General features: G+C 41.0%; 26 protein-coding genes. All 26 read right to left on the reverse strand.

The window, feature by feature from the left end:
- Entirely contained in the window at window positions 1-441 is a 441-nt protein-coding gene (gene rplO, locus HMPREF2628_RS00780) for a 50S ribosomal protein L15 (protein WP_000766087.1), read from the reverse strand.
- A 144-nt stretch (window positions 442-585) separates the two neighbouring features.
- Entirely contained in the window at window positions 586-768 is a 183-nt protein-coding gene (gene rpmD / locus HMPREF2628_RS00785; RefSeq protein ID WP_000057241.1) for a 50S ribosomal protein L30, read from the reverse strand.
- 13 nt (window positions 769-781) lie between these two features.
- On the reverse strand, window positions 782-1,276 hold the full coding sequence (gene rpsE, locus HMPREF2628_RS00790) for a 30S ribosomal protein S5 (protein ID WP_000874202.1): 495 nt from the start codon (window positions 1,274-1,276) through the stop codon (window positions 782-784).
- Window positions 1,277-1,293: 17 nt separating this feature from the next.
- Complete coding sequence (rplR, locus tag HMPREF2628_RS00795; RefSeq protein ID WP_000624044.1) at window positions 1,294-1,650, reverse strand: 50S ribosomal protein L18; 357 nt, start codon at window positions 1,648-1,650, stop codon at window positions 1,294-1,296.
- 83 nt (window positions 1,651-1,733) lie between these two features.
- Window positions 1,734-2,270 (reverse strand): 50S ribosomal protein L6, encoded by a 537-nt coding sequence (gene rplF, locus HMPREF2628_RS00800; protein ID WP_000086640.1) that lies wholly within the window; start codon window positions 2,268-2,270, stop codon window positions 1,734-1,736.
- Window positions 2,271-2,570: 300 nt separating this feature from the next.
- Window positions 2,571-2,969, reverse strand: coding sequence for a 30S ribosomal protein S8 (rpsH, locus tag HMPREF2628_RS00805; RefSeq protein ID WP_000245504.1), 399 nt, complete (start codon window positions 2,967-2,969; stop codon window positions 2,571-2,573).
- 283 nt (window positions 2,970-3,252) lie between these two features.
- Complete coding sequence (locus HMPREF2628_RS00810) at window positions 3,253-3,438, reverse strand: type Z 30S ribosomal protein S14 (protein ID WP_001085697.1); 186 nt, start codon at window positions 3,436-3,438, stop codon at window positions 3,253-3,255.
- Window positions 3,439-3,455: 17 nt separating this feature from the next.
- Window positions 3,456-3,998: a 50S ribosomal protein L5 gene (rplE, locus tag HMPREF2628_RS00815; protein WP_000013542.1), complete on the reverse strand. Its 543-nt coding sequence runs from the start codon at window positions 3,996-3,998 to the stop codon at window positions 3,456-3,458.
- 23 nt (window positions 3,999-4,021) lie between these two features.
- Complete coding sequence (gene rplX / locus HMPREF2628_RS00820) at window positions 4,022-4,327, reverse strand: 50S ribosomal protein L24 (RefSeq protein ID WP_000497691.1); 306 nt, start codon at window positions 4,325-4,327, stop codon at window positions 4,022-4,024.
- A 77-nt stretch (window positions 4,328-4,404) separates the two neighbouring features.
- Complete coding sequence (gene rplN, locus HMPREF2628_RS00825) at window positions 4,405-4,773, reverse strand: 50S ribosomal protein L14 (RefSeq protein ID WP_000616545.1); 369 nt, start codon at window positions 4,771-4,773, stop codon at window positions 4,405-4,407.
- A 25-nt stretch (window positions 4,774-4,798) separates the two neighbouring features.
- Window positions 4,799-5,059 (reverse strand): 30S ribosomal protein S17, encoded by a 261-nt coding sequence (gene rpsQ, locus HMPREF2628_RS00830; protein WP_000440801.1) that lies wholly within the window; start codon window positions 5,057-5,059, stop codon window positions 4,799-4,801.
- Window positions 5,060-5,083: 24 nt separating this feature from the next.
- A complete protein-coding gene (rpmC, locus tag HMPREF2628_RS00835; RefSeq protein ID WP_000772918.1) occupies window positions 5,084-5,290 on the reverse strand; it encodes a 50S ribosomal protein L29 in 207 nt (68 codons plus the stop codon).
- Between the two features lie 9 nt (window positions 5,291-5,299).
- Window positions 5,300-5,713: a 50S ribosomal protein L16 gene (gene rplP, locus HMPREF2628_RS00840; RefSeq protein ID WP_000960946.1), complete on the reverse strand. Its 414-nt coding sequence runs from the start codon at window positions 5,711-5,713 to the stop codon at window positions 5,300-5,302.
- Between the two features lie 3 nt (window positions 5,714-5,716).
- Complete coding sequence (gene rpsC / locus HMPREF2628_RS00845; RefSeq protein ID WP_000529936.1) at window positions 5,717-6,370, reverse strand: 30S ribosomal protein S3; 654 nt, start codon at window positions 6,368-6,370, stop codon at window positions 5,717-5,719.
- 12 nt (window positions 6,371-6,382) lie between these two features.
- Window positions 6,383-6,727, reverse strand: coding sequence for a 50S ribosomal protein L22 (gene rplV / locus HMPREF2628_RS00850; protein WP_000818137.1), 345 nt, complete (start codon window positions 6,725-6,727; stop codon window positions 6,383-6,385).
- 11 nt (window positions 6,728-6,738) lie between these two features.
- Window positions 6,739-7,020, reverse strand: coding sequence for a 30S ribosomal protein S19 (gene rpsS / locus HMPREF2628_RS00855; RefSeq protein ID WP_000533766.1), 282 nt, complete (start codon window positions 7,018-7,020; stop codon window positions 6,739-6,741).
- 103 nt (window positions 7,021-7,123) lie between these two features.
- The gene (gene rplB / locus HMPREF2628_RS00860) at window positions 7,124-7,957 is read right to left on the reverse strand and encodes a 50S ribosomal protein L2 (protein ID WP_000512911.1); all 834 of its coding nucleotides are present in this window, start codon (window positions 7,955-7,957) and stop codon (window positions 7,124-7,126) included.
- Between the two features lie 17 nt (window positions 7,958-7,974).
- Window positions 7,975-8,271: a 50S ribosomal protein L23 gene (locus HMPREF2628_RS00865; protein ID WP_001055347.1), complete on the reverse strand. Its 297-nt coding sequence runs from the start codon at window positions 8,269-8,271 to the stop codon at window positions 7,975-7,977.
- Window positions 8,271-8,894, reverse strand: a complete 624-nt coding sequence (rplD, locus tag HMPREF2628_RS00870; protein ID WP_000024547.1) for a 50S ribosomal protein L4 — start codon at window positions 8,892-8,894, stop codon at window positions 8,271-8,273. The genes HMPREF2628_RS00865 and rplD overlap by 1 nt, the downstream gene beginning before the upstream one ends.
- Window positions 8,895-8,918: 24 nt before the next feature.
- Entirely contained in the window at window positions 8,919-9,545 is a 627-nt protein-coding gene (gene rplC, locus HMPREF2628_RS00875) for a 50S ribosomal protein L3 (RefSeq protein WP_000160197.1), read from the reverse strand.
- A gap of 216 nt (window positions 9,546-9,761) precedes the next feature.
- The gene (gene rpsJ, locus HMPREF2628_RS00880) at window positions 9,762-10,070 is read right to left on the reverse strand and encodes a 30S ribosomal protein S10 (protein ID WP_001284513.1); all 309 of its coding nucleotides are present in this window, start codon (window positions 10,068-10,070) and stop codon (window positions 9,762-9,764) included.
- A gap of 253 nt (window positions 10,071-10,323) precedes the next feature.
- Window positions 10,324-10,914, reverse strand: coding sequence for an anaerobic ribonucleoside-triphosphate reductase activating protein (nrdG, locus tag HMPREF2628_RS00885; RefSeq protein WP_033678521.1), 591 nt, complete (start codon window positions 10,912-10,914; stop codon window positions 10,324-10,326).
- Window positions 10,907-11,413, reverse strand: coding sequence for a GNAT family N-acetyltransferase (locus HMPREF2628_RS00890; RefSeq protein ID WP_070842071.1), 507 nt, complete (start codon window positions 11,411-11,413; stop codon window positions 10,907-10,909). Before HMPREF2628_RS00890 ends, nrdG begins: the two co-directional genes overlap by 8 nt.
- Before the next feature lie 43 nt (window positions 11,414-11,456).
- The gene (locus HMPREF2628_RS00895; RefSeq protein WP_070842072.1) at window positions 11,457-11,597 is read right to left on the reverse strand and encodes a hypothetical protein; all 141 of its coding nucleotides are present in this window, start codon (window positions 11,595-11,597) and stop codon (window positions 11,457-11,459) included.
- An 11-nt stretch (window positions 11,598-11,608) separates the two neighbouring features.
- Entirely contained in the window at window positions 11,609-13,816 is a 2,208-nt protein-coding gene (gene nrdD / locus HMPREF2628_RS00900) for an anaerobic ribonucleoside-triphosphate reductase (protein WP_070842073.1), read from the reverse strand.
- Between the two features lie 119 nt (window positions 13,817-13,935).
- Window positions 13,936-15,489, reverse strand: coding sequence for a damage-inducible protein CinA (locus tag HMPREF2628_RS00905; protein ID WP_070842074.1), 1,554 nt, complete (start codon window positions 15,487-15,489; stop codon window positions 13,936-13,938).
- Between the last annotated feature and the right edge of the window lie 234 nt (window positions 15,490-15,723).

The following is a 15,723-nucleotide window of genomic DNA, read 5'->3' on the forward strand; positions in this document are numbered from 1 at the left end:
TTAGATGACTTCTACTGAACCACCTTTAGCAGTGATAGCTTCTTCAGCTGATTTAGAGAATTTAGCTGCTTTCACAGTCAATTTCTTAGTCAACTCACCGTTACCAAGAATTTTAATACCTGATTTTTCAGCTTTAACAATTCCTGCTTCGATAAGAACAACTGGAGTAACTTCAGCACCATCTTCAAAGACGTTCAATTGGTCAAGGTTCACAATTGCGTATTCTTTAGCGTTGATGTTAGTGAATCCACGTTTTGGAAGACGACGGAACAATGGAGTTTGTCCACCTTCAAAACCAAGGCGAACTCCGCCACCGCTACGAGCTTTTTGACCTTTTTGACCACGACCAGATGTTTTACCGTTACCTGATGAAGTACCACGACCAACGCGGTTACGTACTTTACGAGAACCTTCTGCAGGTTTCAATTCATGAAGTTTCATTTTTATTTTCTCCTCTTTTGTAAAATGCTAGCGCCGATAAGGGAGAAAAGGTTGTCTCCCCCATCAACTCGCCTATACGACGTCATCATAGATGACTATATCTAGTTTTAGGGGATGGTATAGTGCACATCCCCTAAAAATTCATTAGTTTACTTCTTCAACTGTTACCAAGTGAGATACTGCTGTGATCATACCACGGATAGCAGCGTTGTCTTCTTTAATAACAGAGCTGTTCAATTTGCCAAGTCCAAGTGCTACAACAGTTTTACGTTGTGATGGAATGCGTCCGATTGGAGACTTAGTCAAAGTAATTTTAATTTGAGCCATTTTATCCCCTTTCTTACGCCAAATCAGAAACTGAAATACCACGAAGGGCAGCAACTTCTTCAGCGCGTTTCAATTGTTTCAAACCTTCAACAGTTGCACGAACAATGTTGATTGGAGTGTTAGAACCAAGTGATTTAGATGTAATATCAGCCACACCTGCCAATTCCACAACGGCACGAACTGCACCACCAGCGGCAACTCCAGAACCTTCTACAGCAGGTTTCAACAATACTTTAGCTCCACCGAATTCTGAAAGAACTTCGTGTGGGATTGTTGTTCCAACCATAGGAACTTCGATCAAGTTTTTCTTAGCATCATCTACTGCTTTACGGATTGCTTCTGGAACTTCTTGAGCTTTACCAGTACCAAATCCTACGCGACCGTTGTGGTCACCAACAACAACAAGAGCTGCGAAACGAAGACGACGTCCACCTTTAACAACTTTTGTAACACGGTTGACAGCAACTACGCGTTCTTCTAATTCAACTGCATTGTCTTTAAATGCCATTTTCTAGTGTCCTCCTATTAGAATTTCAATCCGTTTTCACGAGCTGCATCAGCCAAAGCTTTCACACGTCCGTGATATAGATATCCACCGCGGTCGAACACCACTTCTGAAATACCTTTAGCGTTTGCACGTTCTGCAACGAGTTTACCGACAGCAACGGCTTGTTCAGTTTTAGTTCCTTTTGAAACTTCTTTGTCAAGAGTTGAAGCACTTGCGAGCGTTACACCCGCTACGTCATCAATCACTTGAGCGTAGATGCCTGTATTAGAACGGAATACGTTCAAACGTGGGCGATCAGCAGTTCCAGAGAGTTTTCCGCGAACGCGACGGTGGCGTTTTTGGCGGAGTTTGTTTTTATCTGGTTTTGAAATCACAGTTTTCACCTCTTTAGTTTTAAATCGTGTGCTATGCACAAAGTTGGAAAATAAGTTGTTGGTTGAGAAGCAACCACTCAACATTATTTACCTGTTTTACCTTCTTTACGGCGAACGAATTCACCAACGTAACGGATACCTTTACCTTTATATGGTTCTGGTGAACGAAGGCTACGTACGTAAGCAGCTGTTTGACCAACTACTTCTTTTGAAATTCCGCTAACAACAATTGTTGTTGGGTTTGGAAGTTCAAAAGTAATTCCTTCTGGAGCTTCAACTTCGTCTGGATGAGATTTACCAACAGCCAAAACAAGTTTAGATCCTTGAAGTTGTGCACGGTAACCAACCCCGCGCATTTCAAGTTCTTTCTTGAATCCTTCTGATACACCAACAACCATGTTGTTCAAAAGGGCACGAGTAGTTCCGTGGATAGTTTTCATTTCTTTTGAATCGTTTGGACGGTGAAGAGTTACTTCAGTACCTTCCACACGGATTTCAATATCTTTTGAGAACTCACGAGTAAGTTCTCCTTTAGGTCCTTTTACAGTTACAACGTTGTCATTGTTAGTGAGTTCAACACCAGCAGGCAACACGATAACTTTATTACCAATACGTGACATGTTTATTTTCTCCTGTTAAATTGTCAGGCCAGAACGGCCAGTTTTCACGGGGTTCAGATACTTATTTAGTTCAAGAGCTGAACTGAACACGCTCTAAGAACTGCGCAAAATAGATAAGTTGGCTCGTTTGTAAACAAACTTCTCCAACTTCCTAGTTTTGCTTTGTTCTTTACGAGCTTTGTATCTTGATTTGAGTTCGAGCTAAGAATTTGGTGAAAAAGATAAGTTTGTCTTGAAGCATCGCTCCTGCTACAAACTTCCTATTTTCACTGCATTCTTTTAACGCTCTCACATCATCAATTACCAAACGTAAGCGATAACTTCTCCACCAACATTCTTTTGGCGTGCTTCTTTATCAGTAAGCAAACCTTCAGAAGTTGAAAGGATAGCAATTCCAAGTCCGTTAAGAACTTTTGGAAGGTCTTCACGTTTTTTGTAGACACGAAGTCCTGGTTTAGAAACACGTTTCAAGTTAGTGATAACTTTTTCACCGTTTGGTCCGTATTTAAGGAATACACGGATGATGCCTTGTTTGTCATCTTCGATGATTTCAACGTTTTTTACAAAACCTTCGCGTTTAAGGATTTCAGCAATCCCTTTTTTGATGTTTGATGCAGGTACTTCAAGTACTTCGTGTTTAGCTTGGTTAGCGTTACGAATACGAGTTAGGAAGTCTGCGATTGGGTCAGTCATAACCATTTTATTTTTCTCCTCTTACTAGTAGTTTGCAAGTTGCACTTGCTAGTTAATACATGATACAAAGAGCGTAAGGCAAGAGCAAAAATAGGCAATTTGATGTAGGAGCAATGCTCCAAAGAAAATTGGTCTTTTTTGCCAAAGCTGTAGCTCGTGTTCAAATTGGCAAACCCAACTGAACCCGAGCTAAACTCTGTGTGAAAAAGATAAACTTTCCTAGAAACTTCAGTTTCTTCGTCAAGTTTCCTATTTTCACTTAGAGTTTTGACGCCCTTGATATCTTAAATTACCAAGATGCTTTTGTTACACCAGGAATTTGTCCTTTGTAAGCTAATTCACGGAAGCAAACACGGCAAAGTTTAAATTTGCGGTAAACTGAATGTGGACGACCACATTTTTCACAACGAGTATAAGCTTGAGTAGAGAACTTCGCTGGACGTTTGTTCTTAGCAATCATTGATTTTTTAGCCATTAGATTTACCTCCTATATTATTTTGCAAAAGGCATTCCAAGGCCTGTAAGCAATGCACGTGACTCTTCGTCAGTGTTAGCAGTTGTTACGATAACGATGTCAAGACCACGAGTTTTGTCAACGTCATCGAAGTTGATTTCTGGGAAGATCAATTGTTCTTTCACACCAAGTGTGTAGTTTCCGCGTCCGTCAAATGATTTTGTTGGAACACCGTGGAAGTCACGTACACGTGGAAGTGAAACTGAAACCAATTTATCCAAGAATTCGTACATACGTTCACCACGAAGGGTAACTTTTGCACCGATCGCAACACCTTCACGAAGACGGAAGCCGGCGATTGATTTTTTAGCTTTAGTGATAAGTGGTTTTTGACCTGAGATAAGTGCCAATTCTTCAGCAGCTTTTTCAAGGCTTTTAGCGTTTGATACAGCTTCACCAACACCCATGTTCAAAACGATCTTATCTACTTTAGGCACAGCCATCACTGATGAGTAGTTGAATTGTTCTGTCAAAGCAGGAACTACTTCATTAAGATATTTTTCTTTTAAACGATTTGCCATTATACTTCTCCTTTCCTTCGTGATTAATCAAGCACTTCGCCTGACTTTTTGTTGTAGCGAACTTTTTTACCGTCTACAAATTTGTAACCAACACGACCAGCTACACCATTTTTGTCCAAAACTTGAACGTTTGATACGTGGATAGCTGCTTCTTTCTCGATGATACCACCTTGAGGAAGCTCGTTAGTTGGACGTTGGTGTTTCTTAACGATGTTAACACCTTCAACGATAACTTTGTTTACTTTTGGAAGGGCAGTAAGGACAACAGCTTCTGTTCCCTTATCTTTACCAGCGATTACGCGAACTTTGTCGCCTTTTTTTACAAACATTAGGTTTCTCCTTGATTTTTCTTACGCCCATAAGGGCACCCTAGCTTGAAGCTAGGGGACTAGTTTGTTTCTAAAAATTAAAGTACTTCTGGAGCAAGTGACACGATCTTCATGAAGCCACCTTCACGCAATTCACGTGCAACTGGGCCAAAGATACGTGTTCCGCGAGGAGTTTTGTCTTCACGGATGATAACTGCTGCGTTTTCGTCAAATTTGATGTATGAACCATCAGCTCGACGAGCACCTGATTTAGTACGAACGATAACTGCTTTAACAACGTCACCTTTTTTAACCGCACCACCAGGAGTAGCTTGTTTTACAGATGCCACGATAACATCACCGATGTTTGCAAATTTACGTCCTGAACCACCAAGAACTTTGATAGTCAAGATTTCGCGAGCACCGCTATTGTCTGCGACTTTCAAACGAGTTTCTGTTTGAATCATTTCAGTTTTCTCCTTTCAGGTTTGATTAGATGATGACCGCTTCTTCAACAACTTCTACAAGACGGAAACGTTTTGTAGCTGAAAGCGGACGAGTTTCCATGATACGTACGATATCGCCTTCTTTGGCAACATTGTTTTCATCATGAGCTTTGTATTTTTTAGAGTAGTTAATACGTTTACCATAGACTGGGTGGTTACGTTTTGTTTCAACTACAACTGTGATTGTCTTGTCCATTTTGTCAGATACAACACGTCCAACAAGAACTTTACGATTATTGCGTTCCATTGAAATTTCTCCTTCCCTAGTCTATTATTTCGCTTCAGATTGAACTGTTTTGATACGAGCGATTTGTTTTTTAACTTCTTTCAAGCGAGCTGTTTGTTCCAATTGACCAGTAGCAGCTTGGAAACGAAGTTCAAACAATTCTTTTTTCAATTCGTTTTCGCGCTTCGCGAGTTCTTCTTGAGAAAGACCACGAAGTTCTTTAACAAATTCTTTTACTTCATTAAGTTTCATGCCTTCTCCTTATTCTGCTTCACGTTTTACGAATTTACATTTAACTGGCAATTTGTGGCTAGCAAGACGAAGCGCTTCGCGTGCAATCTCTTCAGATACACCAGCAATTTCGAACATCACTTTACCACGTTTAACTGGTGCTACCCAACCTTCAGGTGCCCCTTTACCAGATCCCATACGCACACCGATAGCTTTAGCAGTGTATGATTTGTGTGGGAAGATTTTAATCCAAACTTTACCACCACGTTTCATGTAACGAGTCATGGCGATACGAGCAGCTTCGATTTGGCGGTTAGTGATCCAGTGGCTAGTTGTAGCTTGAAGACCGTATTCACCAAATGCTACTTCTTTTCCACCTTTTGCTTCACCGCGCATTTTTCCACGGAATTCACGACGGTGTTTAACACGTTTAGGTACTAACATTGGTTATTTACCTCCTTTAGTGTTTTTGCGAGCTGGAAGAACTTCACCACGGTAGATCCATACTTTAACACCAAGTTTACCGTATGTAGTATCTGCTTCTTCCCAAGCGTAATCGATATCTGCACGAAGTGTGTGAAGTGGAACAGTTCCTTCAGAGTATCCTTCAGCACGGGCGATATCTGCACCGTTCAAACGACCTGATACTTGAGTTTTGATTCCTTTAGCTCCAGCACGCATTGCACGTTGAATTGCTTGTTTTTGTGCACGACGGAAAGCAACACGTTGCTCCAATTGACGAGCAATACCTTCACCTACAAGGTGAGCATCCAAATCAGGTTGTTTGATTTCGATGATGTTGATGTGTACTTGTTTTCCAGTCAATTTGTTAAGTTTTGCACGGAGTGCATCAACGTTAGCACCACCTTTACCGATTACCATACCTGGTTTAGCAGTGTGAAGTGAAACGTTAACTTTGTTTACTGCGCGTTCGATTTCGATAGTTGAAACTGCTGCGTCAGCAAGTTCTTTTTGAACGAATTTACGGATTGCAAGATCTTCATGAAGGTAATCCGCGTATTCTTTTTCAGCATACCATTTGGCATCCCAATCACGGATGATGCCGACACGCATACCAATTGGATGTACTTTTTGACCCACGATTTTACCTCCTTATTTTTCTGCAACAGCTACAGTGATGTGAGCTGTACGTTTGTTGATTGGTGAAGCTGAACCTTTCGCACGTGGACGGAAACGTTTCATAGTTGGTCCTTCGTTTGCGAATGCTTCAGATACTACCAAGTTAGCTTTATCCAAACCAAAGTTGTTTTCAGCATTAGCTACAGCTGAGTTCAAAACTTTCAAGATGATTTCAGCAGCTTTGTTTGGAGTGAATGTCAAGATTGCGATTGCATCGGCTACGCTTTTACCACGGATGTTATCAAGAACAAGACGTGATTTACGAGGTGAAACACGTACTGTACGAGCCATTGCTTTAGCTGAAGTAATTTCTGCCATTTATGTTCTCCTTATTTTCTACGTGTTTTCTTGTCGTCTGCAGCGTGACCTTTGTAAGTACGAGTTGGTGCAAATTCACCAAGTTTGTGACCTACCATGTCTTCTTGGATGTAAACAGGTACGTGTTTACGTCCGTCATAAACTGCGATAGTGTAACCAATGAAACTCGGGAAGATCGTTGAACGACGTGACCAAGTTTTAATAACTTTTTTCTTTTCGTCGTTAGCTTGAGCTTCAACTTTTTTCATCAAATGCTCATCGACGAAAGGTCCTTTTTTAAGACTGCGTCCCATTTTTATATTTTCTCCTTTAAATGTTGTACCACAGCGGCTTGCGCTCACATGGAGCGCTACCGAGCTGGCGGATTTACTAGTTACTTAAGCGACTAGTTTAATATTATTTCTCGTTGCGACGACGAACGATAAGTTTGTCAGATTTCGCTTTCTTGTTACGAGTTTTAAGACCAAGAGCAGGTTTGCCCCATGGAGTAGATGGTGCTTTACGACCAACTGGTGCTTTACCTTCACCACCACCGTGTGGGTGATCGTTAGGGTTCATTACAGAACCACGAACTGTTGGGCGGATACCTTTCCAACGGCTACGTCCTGCTTTACCAAGGTTAACAAGTCCATGTTGTTCGTTTCCGACAACACCAACTGTAGCACGACAAGTTCCAAGGATCATACGTACTTCGCCAGATTGAAGACGAACAAGAACGTATTTACCTTCAGAACCCAATACTTGAGCAGAAGCTCCAGCAGCACGTACCAATTCACCACCACGACCTGGTTTCAACTCGATGTTGTGGATCAAAGTACCAACTGGAATGTTAGCAAGTGGAAGAGCATTTCCGACTTTGATATCTGCTTCTGGACCTGAAACGATACGTTGACCAACTTCAAGACCTTTTGGAGCGATGATGTACGCTTTCACACCGTCAGTGTAGTGTACAAGAGCGATGTTTGCAGAACGGTTTGGATCGTACTCGATTGTTTTAACAACTGCTTCAACGTTGTCTTTGTTACGTTTGAAGTCAACCAAACGGTAGAAACGTTTGTGTCCACCACCTTGGTGACGAACTGTGATACGACCGTTGTTGTTACGACCAGCCTTGCTCTTCAATGCAACAAGCAATGATTTTTCAGGAGTGCTTGTTGTGATTTCAGCGAAATCCAAAGAAGTCATATTACGGCGACCGTTTGTTGTTGGTTTATAAACACGAATTCCCACGATATTTCCTCCTTAGATTATTCAGCTTCAGCAGCAAACAACTCGATTGCTTTAGAATCAGCTGTAAGTGTGATGATAGCTTTTTTAGTTTTGTTAGTAAAACCAGTGTAACGTCCAACACGTTTAGCTTTTGGTTTTACGTTGATTGTGTTAACATTAGCAACTTTAACACCTTCGAAAGCAGCTTCAACAGCTTGCTTGATCAAAAGTTTGTGTGCACGAGTGTCAACTTCAAATACATATTTTCCTGCTTCAAGTTGAGCCATTGAGCTTTCAGTGATGACAGGTTTTTTGATAACATCATACAAATTCATTATGCAAGAACCTCCTCGATTTTAGAGATAGCTGCTTGAGTAACAAGAAGTTTGTCACTATTTGCGATGTCAAGAACACTTGCAGTTGTAGCAGTCGCAACTTTCACGTTTGGAAGGTTACGAGCTGAGAGAGCTGCGAATTCGTTTCCTTCTTCAAGAATAACAAGGACTTTAGAATCGATGCTCAATGCTGCAAGAACTTTTGCAAATTCAGCAGTTTTTGGAGCTGTAAATTCAAGAGAATCAACGGCTACAAATTTATTTTCAGCAACTTTTTCTGAGTAAACAGATTTAAGCGCAAGGCGACGAACTTTTTGAGGAAGTTTGTACGCATAGCTACGTGGAGTTGGTCCGAAGACGATTCCACCACCACGCCATTGTGGAGAGCGGATAGAACCTTGACGAGCACGTCCAGTTCCTTTTTGACGCCATGGTTTGCGTCCGCCACCTGAAACAGCTGAGCGGTTTTTAACTGCGTGAGTTCCTTGACGAAGGCTAGCACGTTGGCTGATGATCACATCAAACACAACAGATTCATTTGGTTCGATACCAAAGATTGCATCGTTAAGAACAACTTCGCCCGCTTGTTTACCAGTTTGGTCGAATAATGTTACATTTGCCATTTTGACTGTATTCCCCTTTCCTTATTATTTACCAGCTTTAACTGCCGACTTGATAGTGATAAGAGATTTCTTAGCACCTGGTACGTTACCTTTGATAAGGATAACGTTCTTTTCTGGAACAACTTGTACAACTTCAAGGTTTTGAATTGTTACGCGGTCACCACCCATACGTCCTGCAAGGTTTTTACCTTTGAATACGCGGTTAGGTGCAACAGGTCCCATAGAACCTGGACGACGGTGGTAACGAGAACCGTGAGCCATTGGTCCACGTGATTGTCCGTGGCGTTTGATAACACCTTGGAAACCTTTACCTTTAGAAGTACCAGTTACATCAACAACGTCTCCAGCTGCGAATGTTTCAACTGTAATTTCAGCACCAACTTCTAAGCCTTCAACGTTTTTGAATTCACGAATGAAGCGCTTAGGAGCCGTGTTAGCTTTTGCTACATGTCCTTTAGCAGGTTTGTTGCTCAATACTTCGCGTTTGTCATCGAAACCAACTTGGATAGCGTTGTATCCGTCTGTTTCAACAGTTTTAACTTGAAGAACAACGTTTGGAGTTGCTTCAATAACTGTTACAGGGATCAATTCGCCAGCTTCAGTGAAGATTTGAGTCATTCCCACTTTTTTCCCTAAGATTCCTTTTGTCATGAGAAAATAGTTCCTTTTCTATATTTTTTATTCAAAAAGTTTTTAACGAGCGTTTTTTATGCTCAAGTCTAAGATACAAAGGGCGTCAAACTCAAAGTGAAAATAGGAAACTGACGCAGTGTCTAGCAGACACTAGGAAGTTTATCTTTTTCACACCGAGTTTAGCCCGTGTTCAATTAGATTGAAACACCAGCCTCTGCTCTTTTATATTTTAGATTAAAGTTTGATTTCTACGTTTACACCACTTGGAAGATCCAATTTCATCAACGCATCAACTGTTTTTTGAGTTGGGTTAACAATATCGATCAAACGTTTGTGTGTACGCATTTCAAATTGTTCGCGAGAGTCTTTGTATTTGTGAGTCGCACGAATGATTGTGTAGAGGCTACGTTCAGTTGGAAGTGGGATTGGACCCGCAACTTGTGCACCTGTACGAGTAGCTGATTCTACGATTTTTGCAGCCGCTGTGTCAAGCGTACGGTGTTCGTAAGCTTTCAAACGGATACGGATTTTTTTGTTTGCCATCTTTTTCTCCTTTTCGTCTATTTAAGATAATAGGCTAGCTCCACAAGAAAACCGACGCGGTGTTGCGTGGCAATGCAACCGAGCGTGTCGCAACCTCTTGCATCAAAGCTAAGGCTGTAATTTACAGCACTATAATAGAATAACACAAAGCCCCTGCGATTGCAAGGGATTTGTTGCTGTTTTTTAAAATTTTTAACATGAAAATGTTTTCTTTTTTGGCGGGTCATTTATTTAAGTATTTTATGGAAGAAAGTTACTCTCTCTTCACCTGTTCATAGCTTTCTTTCCCGTCATTAAGCTTGTCCCAAATCACTACTTGCCCACTTTGGAGCGATTTTTGCACATCGATGATGCGTTGATTGGACGAACCTCGAAACTGGAGCATGAGATTTCTCTTAGTTCGATCGTATCGTCCATCGACAAGAATGTCAATCAATGATAAGAGTTCCAGTTTATCTGGAGTTTCCAACATCATTTCTTCCCATGTATAGCCCGTCCAGGACCAGATGTCTTTATCTGGCAATTCCTTTCGGATGCGTTTAACGAGAGGCAAGAGAATGCCCGTATTGAGAAAAGGCTCTCCTCCTAGCAAAGTCAAGCCTTGAACATAGGGCTGAGCAAGGTCTGCCATAATCTGTTCTTCTAACTCTGCAGTGTATGGAATGCCAGCATTAAAAGACCAAGTCGCAACATTATAACACCCCTCGCAATGAAACATGCAACCTGATACATAGAGAGAGTTACGCACGCCTTCTCCATCTACAAAGTTAAAGGCCTTGTAGTCAATGATACGGCCTTGACTAAGTTCCTCGCTTTTCCATTCTTGTGGTTTTGGATTATTCATTCGCTACCTCTATCCAATAACGCTCGACTCCATTACGAACATCCTCAATGAGACCTCCATTTGCTAGAATGACTGCTCTACTAGCATGATTATTCACGCTACAGGTCACAAGAGCTTTCTTGATGTTCTTGTCCTTAGCAACTTGCAAACCCTGACTGAGAGTTTCTTTAGCATAACCTTTGCCTCTTTCAGACGGTCGGATGGAGTAGCCAATGTGGCCAGCATAATTCAGTAAACCCTCATTCAGTCTCAATCGCAGATTCAAAAATCCTAGAGCACGACCTACATCATCAAATGATACAAATTGAATAGAAGGAACACGATTTTCAGGCAAGTTTATTCCCATCTCTTTTTGCATATTTGTTTCCAACCAGTCTTCATAGGAAAAATTCTCTGTATCCCAGAAACCACCGTCGTGAGGCGACTGATATTTTTTAAACTCTGCCATCATCTCTAAAACTGTTTCTTTATCTGCTAATCTTGGTCTGCGTAATTCCATCCTTACCTCCCACTAAGAGAAAAGCGAGAGCTGACTCTCACTTTTATTTCTTCTTATTCTTATTTAAAAATTGTTCTCTGAGGTTGAGCAAGCGTTCTTTTTTACCAGCTCCACCCTTAGAGTGTTTCTCGTGATAACGGGTCACTTGTGCATGCCCCTTATCGTCTAATTGATATTTTCCCATTTCACTTCTTTCTAATTTGTTACTTGATGCCCAGCTATTTTAATCGTTGAACCATTCATATGTTTGACACGCGCTGCGATTTCCTTGTGACGCCCATTGACCATAGGTCTCGCTTGAGGATTGCCTAAATAGCCACAAGTCCGTTTAACAACGTCTACTGTTTTAGGGTCGCTATTTCCACAGTTTGGACAAGCAAATCCTCTCTCAGTTGGTTCAAAATCCCCTTCAAAGTCACACTTGTAGCAACGGTCTATTGGAGTATTGGTCCCAAGATAGCCCACACGGTCATAGGCATAATCCCAAACAGCTTCCAGAGCCTTTGGATTTTGCTGAAGGACTGGATACTCACAATAATGGATGAAACCACCTGACGCACCTGCTTCCGGATAGACTTTCTCAAAGTCTAATTTTTCAAACGGTGTTGGATTCTTACGAACATCGTAGTGGAAAGAGTTGGTGTAGTATTCCTTATCTGTAATATCTGGAATATAACCGAACTTGTCTGTATCTAGTCTACAGAAACGGTCTGTCAAACTTTCAGATGGTGTTGAGTAGATAGAGAAATGATAGCCATATTGATCTGACCACTCTTCTACACGGCGTTTCATATCGCGAATGATGTCTAGCGTGAATTCCTTAGCATCTGGATTGCTTTCCCAGCTGTTACCAAAGAAAACAGTTGCTACTTCATACAAACCGATATAGCCTAGCGAAACTGTGGCACGACGATTCTTAAAGAGCTGGTCAACACTTTCTTCTTTACCTAGACGATGACCAAAAGCACCGTATTGATAAAGGATAGGAGCATTGGCTGGTGTCGCTTCCTTGGTCCGTTCGACACGGTAAACCAGAGCATCTTCTGCGATATTCATCCGCTCGTTGAAGATTTCCCAGAACTTGGTCATATCACCTTCAGACTCGAGAGCAATACGAGGCAGATTAACCGTCACAACACCTAGATTCATCCGACCTGAATTAACTTCTACACCATTCTCATCCTTCCATCCTTGAAGAAACGAACGGCAACCCATAGGAACCTTAAAAGAACCTGTCAACTCAACAATCTTATCATAAGACAAGACGTCTGGATACATCCGCTTGGTTGCACACTCGAGGGCTAACTGCTTGATGTCATAGTTGGGAGTTCCTTCCTCTAAGTTGAGACCTCGTTTCAGAGTAAAAATGAGTTTAGGAAAGATAGCCGTACGATGTTCCGAACCAAGCCCCTTAATGCGAATGTTTAAAATAGCTTTTTGAATTTCCCGCTCAAAACGATTGGTTCCTAGACCAAAGCCTAGCGAAGTAAAAGGTGTTTGTCCATTTGAAGTGAAGAGGGTGTTGATTTCATACTCAAGAGATTGCATGGCATCGTAGATATCTTTCTGAGTTTTCTTCCATGCATAATCTTCTTGTTTATCAGGTAAAACCCACTCTTCCGCATCCTTGAGGTGTTTTTGATAATTCTTCTCTGCATAAGGAGCCAAGACTTCATCGATACGGTCAGCTGAACAGCCTCCATACTGGCTAGAAGCAACGTTGGCAATGATTTGGGAAATCTGAGCTGTTGCAGTCTGGATAGACTTAGGACTTTCCACCTCTGCATTCCCAATCTTAAAACCATTTTCCAACATACCTTTAAAATCAATCAAACAGCAGTTGGTCATAGGGGTATAGGGACTGTAGTCCAAATCGTGATAGTGGATATCGCCTTTTTGGTGGGCATTGGCTACGTGTTTAGGGAGCATTTGCAGCCCGATTGACTTCCCAACAATCCCTGCTGTCAAATCACGCTGGGTGTTGAAGACATCGCTGTCTTTATTGGCATTTTCATTGACAACTGCTTGATCTTTATTGAGCAGCTTATGGATACTAAAGTTGATATCTGTCGCTTTTGAGCGCTCAAAATCCCTCTGTGTTCGATAAGTGATATACTCCTCAGCCAACGCATATTCTTTGGCTTCAAGGAGTTCATGTTCTACAATATTTTGGATTTCATAAATCTTAACTCCCTGCGGAAAACGACTATGAATTTCTGTGACAATTCGCTCGGTCAGAGCATTTAGGCGCTTTTCAACCAAGGGTGTCACATCCATAACCTTGTCTGCTGCCTTGTGGAGAGCCTTGTCAATCTTGTCCACATCAAATACAACACGTCTCCCATCTCGTTTTTCAACGAAGAGAGTTGGCAAAATTGTAATTTTTTCTTCTAGTGCAATCATATGCATGCTCTTTTCTAAAATGTTCTTTCTAAAAAGTATTATACCACTCTAAAAAGAAAAATCAATATCTTGTGTTAAAAATCCTAAAATTTTTAAAAATACACAAGATATTGATTTAGCTATTTGATTTTATAGACTTTGAATTCTGAGTAATCGGTCTTTACTTGTTGATAATTTTCTTTCAAGAGTGTTTCCACTTCAGACCAGAGCGCCACCTTGTCGTTCACCACTATCAACTTAGGTTGATTTTCTTTCAAGTCATGAATCAAGCTGGCTTTATTTTCTTCTGTATTCGTGTAAAGAAGAGGTGATGTGAACATGGATCCAGCCAAACGCTGGCTTTCCTTATACATCTGAACATGAGAATCCCAGATATAGATTTGGTCTCCCTCACTTGTCTCTTGTTTGACTCTATCTACTACTTGATGTTGTTCTCCATAAGAAGCCGGATGAAAGACAAAACGAGATATAAAAGGAATTACAATCAGGTAAACCACAACGAGAATTGGTAAGTAGAGATTCCCCTTCATAAATTTTTTCCATAAAGTAGGAACTTCTTCTCTGCTCCGACGACGAGCTCCTCTAGCTGAATGTTTCCCACGAATACTGGTCATCAAAAGAAGGAGTAAAAATGGAAGGATTAGAATCAAACGCGAACCGTGAAGAGGTTCTTGAGAAAAAATCAGCAAGACTAGTGCAAATAAGAAAACAAAGCTAGTTGGTACTGAAATAACATATAATCTCGATGCCTTTGATTGGAATAAGCCCAGAAAAACAAGGACAAGAGCACCTAAGCCAAAGGTCAACAAACCATAGAATAAAAGATGATCTATTAGTTGGGAATTGGTAAACATCTGAAGGGAATCAATCGGATATAAAAGACTTCCTAGAGCTTCTCCAAAACCACCTGAAGCAAGAACATAGTATCCTACTGGGTAAAAGATGAGAGAAAAGCCAAGTATTGCTGCAAAAAACTGATAAACTCCATGAGCAAAGCGCCCATGCCCAACATTAAAGACAAATAAACCAATTGTTACTACTGCAGTAAAAAGAAGACTTGTAAGAGGCTGTATGAAAAATGATAGGGCCAAGAAAATCCCCAGACGTAGAAATCCCTTGTCATGATTAGGATTTGATAGATAGCGTGCTACTAAAGAAAAGCCTGCAAATAAGAACGGTAGAGCTAAGATAGTAGCGTAGCCTCCGCCAAAACCAAGACCGGATACCAAAATATAAAATATGGTTAGGAGTTGTTTGGCTTGCTCCCTTTGTCCCGTCAGATAGTCAGTTGAAGAAAAAAGGAAATAACCTCCTCCTAAGAGGGCTAGCCATTCCACAAAGGCAAAAAGAATGCCTCCTTTGGTGATGTAAAGTAGTAAATAATAAAGTAGACCTTGACTAGCATAATAGCTACTGTAGAGCTGTCCTCCCTGATGTAAAGTCCACCCAATATACAAATCCTGCGCCTGAGAAGGACTTACCATATCTAAAAGTAAAGGTATCACTACAGAAAAAACCGTTGCAATCGTACTTCCAATGATGAGTCTGAAAAACGGGAAAGCTACCTGTTCTTCTTTTTCTACATGAGATCCAAGGTTCCTATCCAATCTATTTTCAATTTCATTACTCTGTATCGTTTCGGATACTTCTTCGATTCTGCCATATACAGCCATGTCGTTTCTCCTATTCAATTTATCTGTCTTAGTATATCAAAAAGACCTAGAATTGTCAGCTTGCGATGGCTGTTTGAGTGATTTTTTGCATAGTTTCACAAAGGTTTCAATTTCCCGAAATCGGTGTAAATGTGTCTGTTTAAATGTCGTGATATAGTTTAATTCTTTCTGAGTTAGCATCTTCCCTCCTATATCTTCTTATTCGTAAAAGCCAAGAAAAATAGGACTGGTTTG

The sequence above is a fragment of the Streptococcus sp. HMSC063B03 genome (assembly GCF_001836965.1).
Taxonomy (GTDB): Bacteria; Bacillota; Bacilli; order Lactobacillales; family Streptococcaceae; genus Streptococcus; species Streptococcus pneumoniae_F.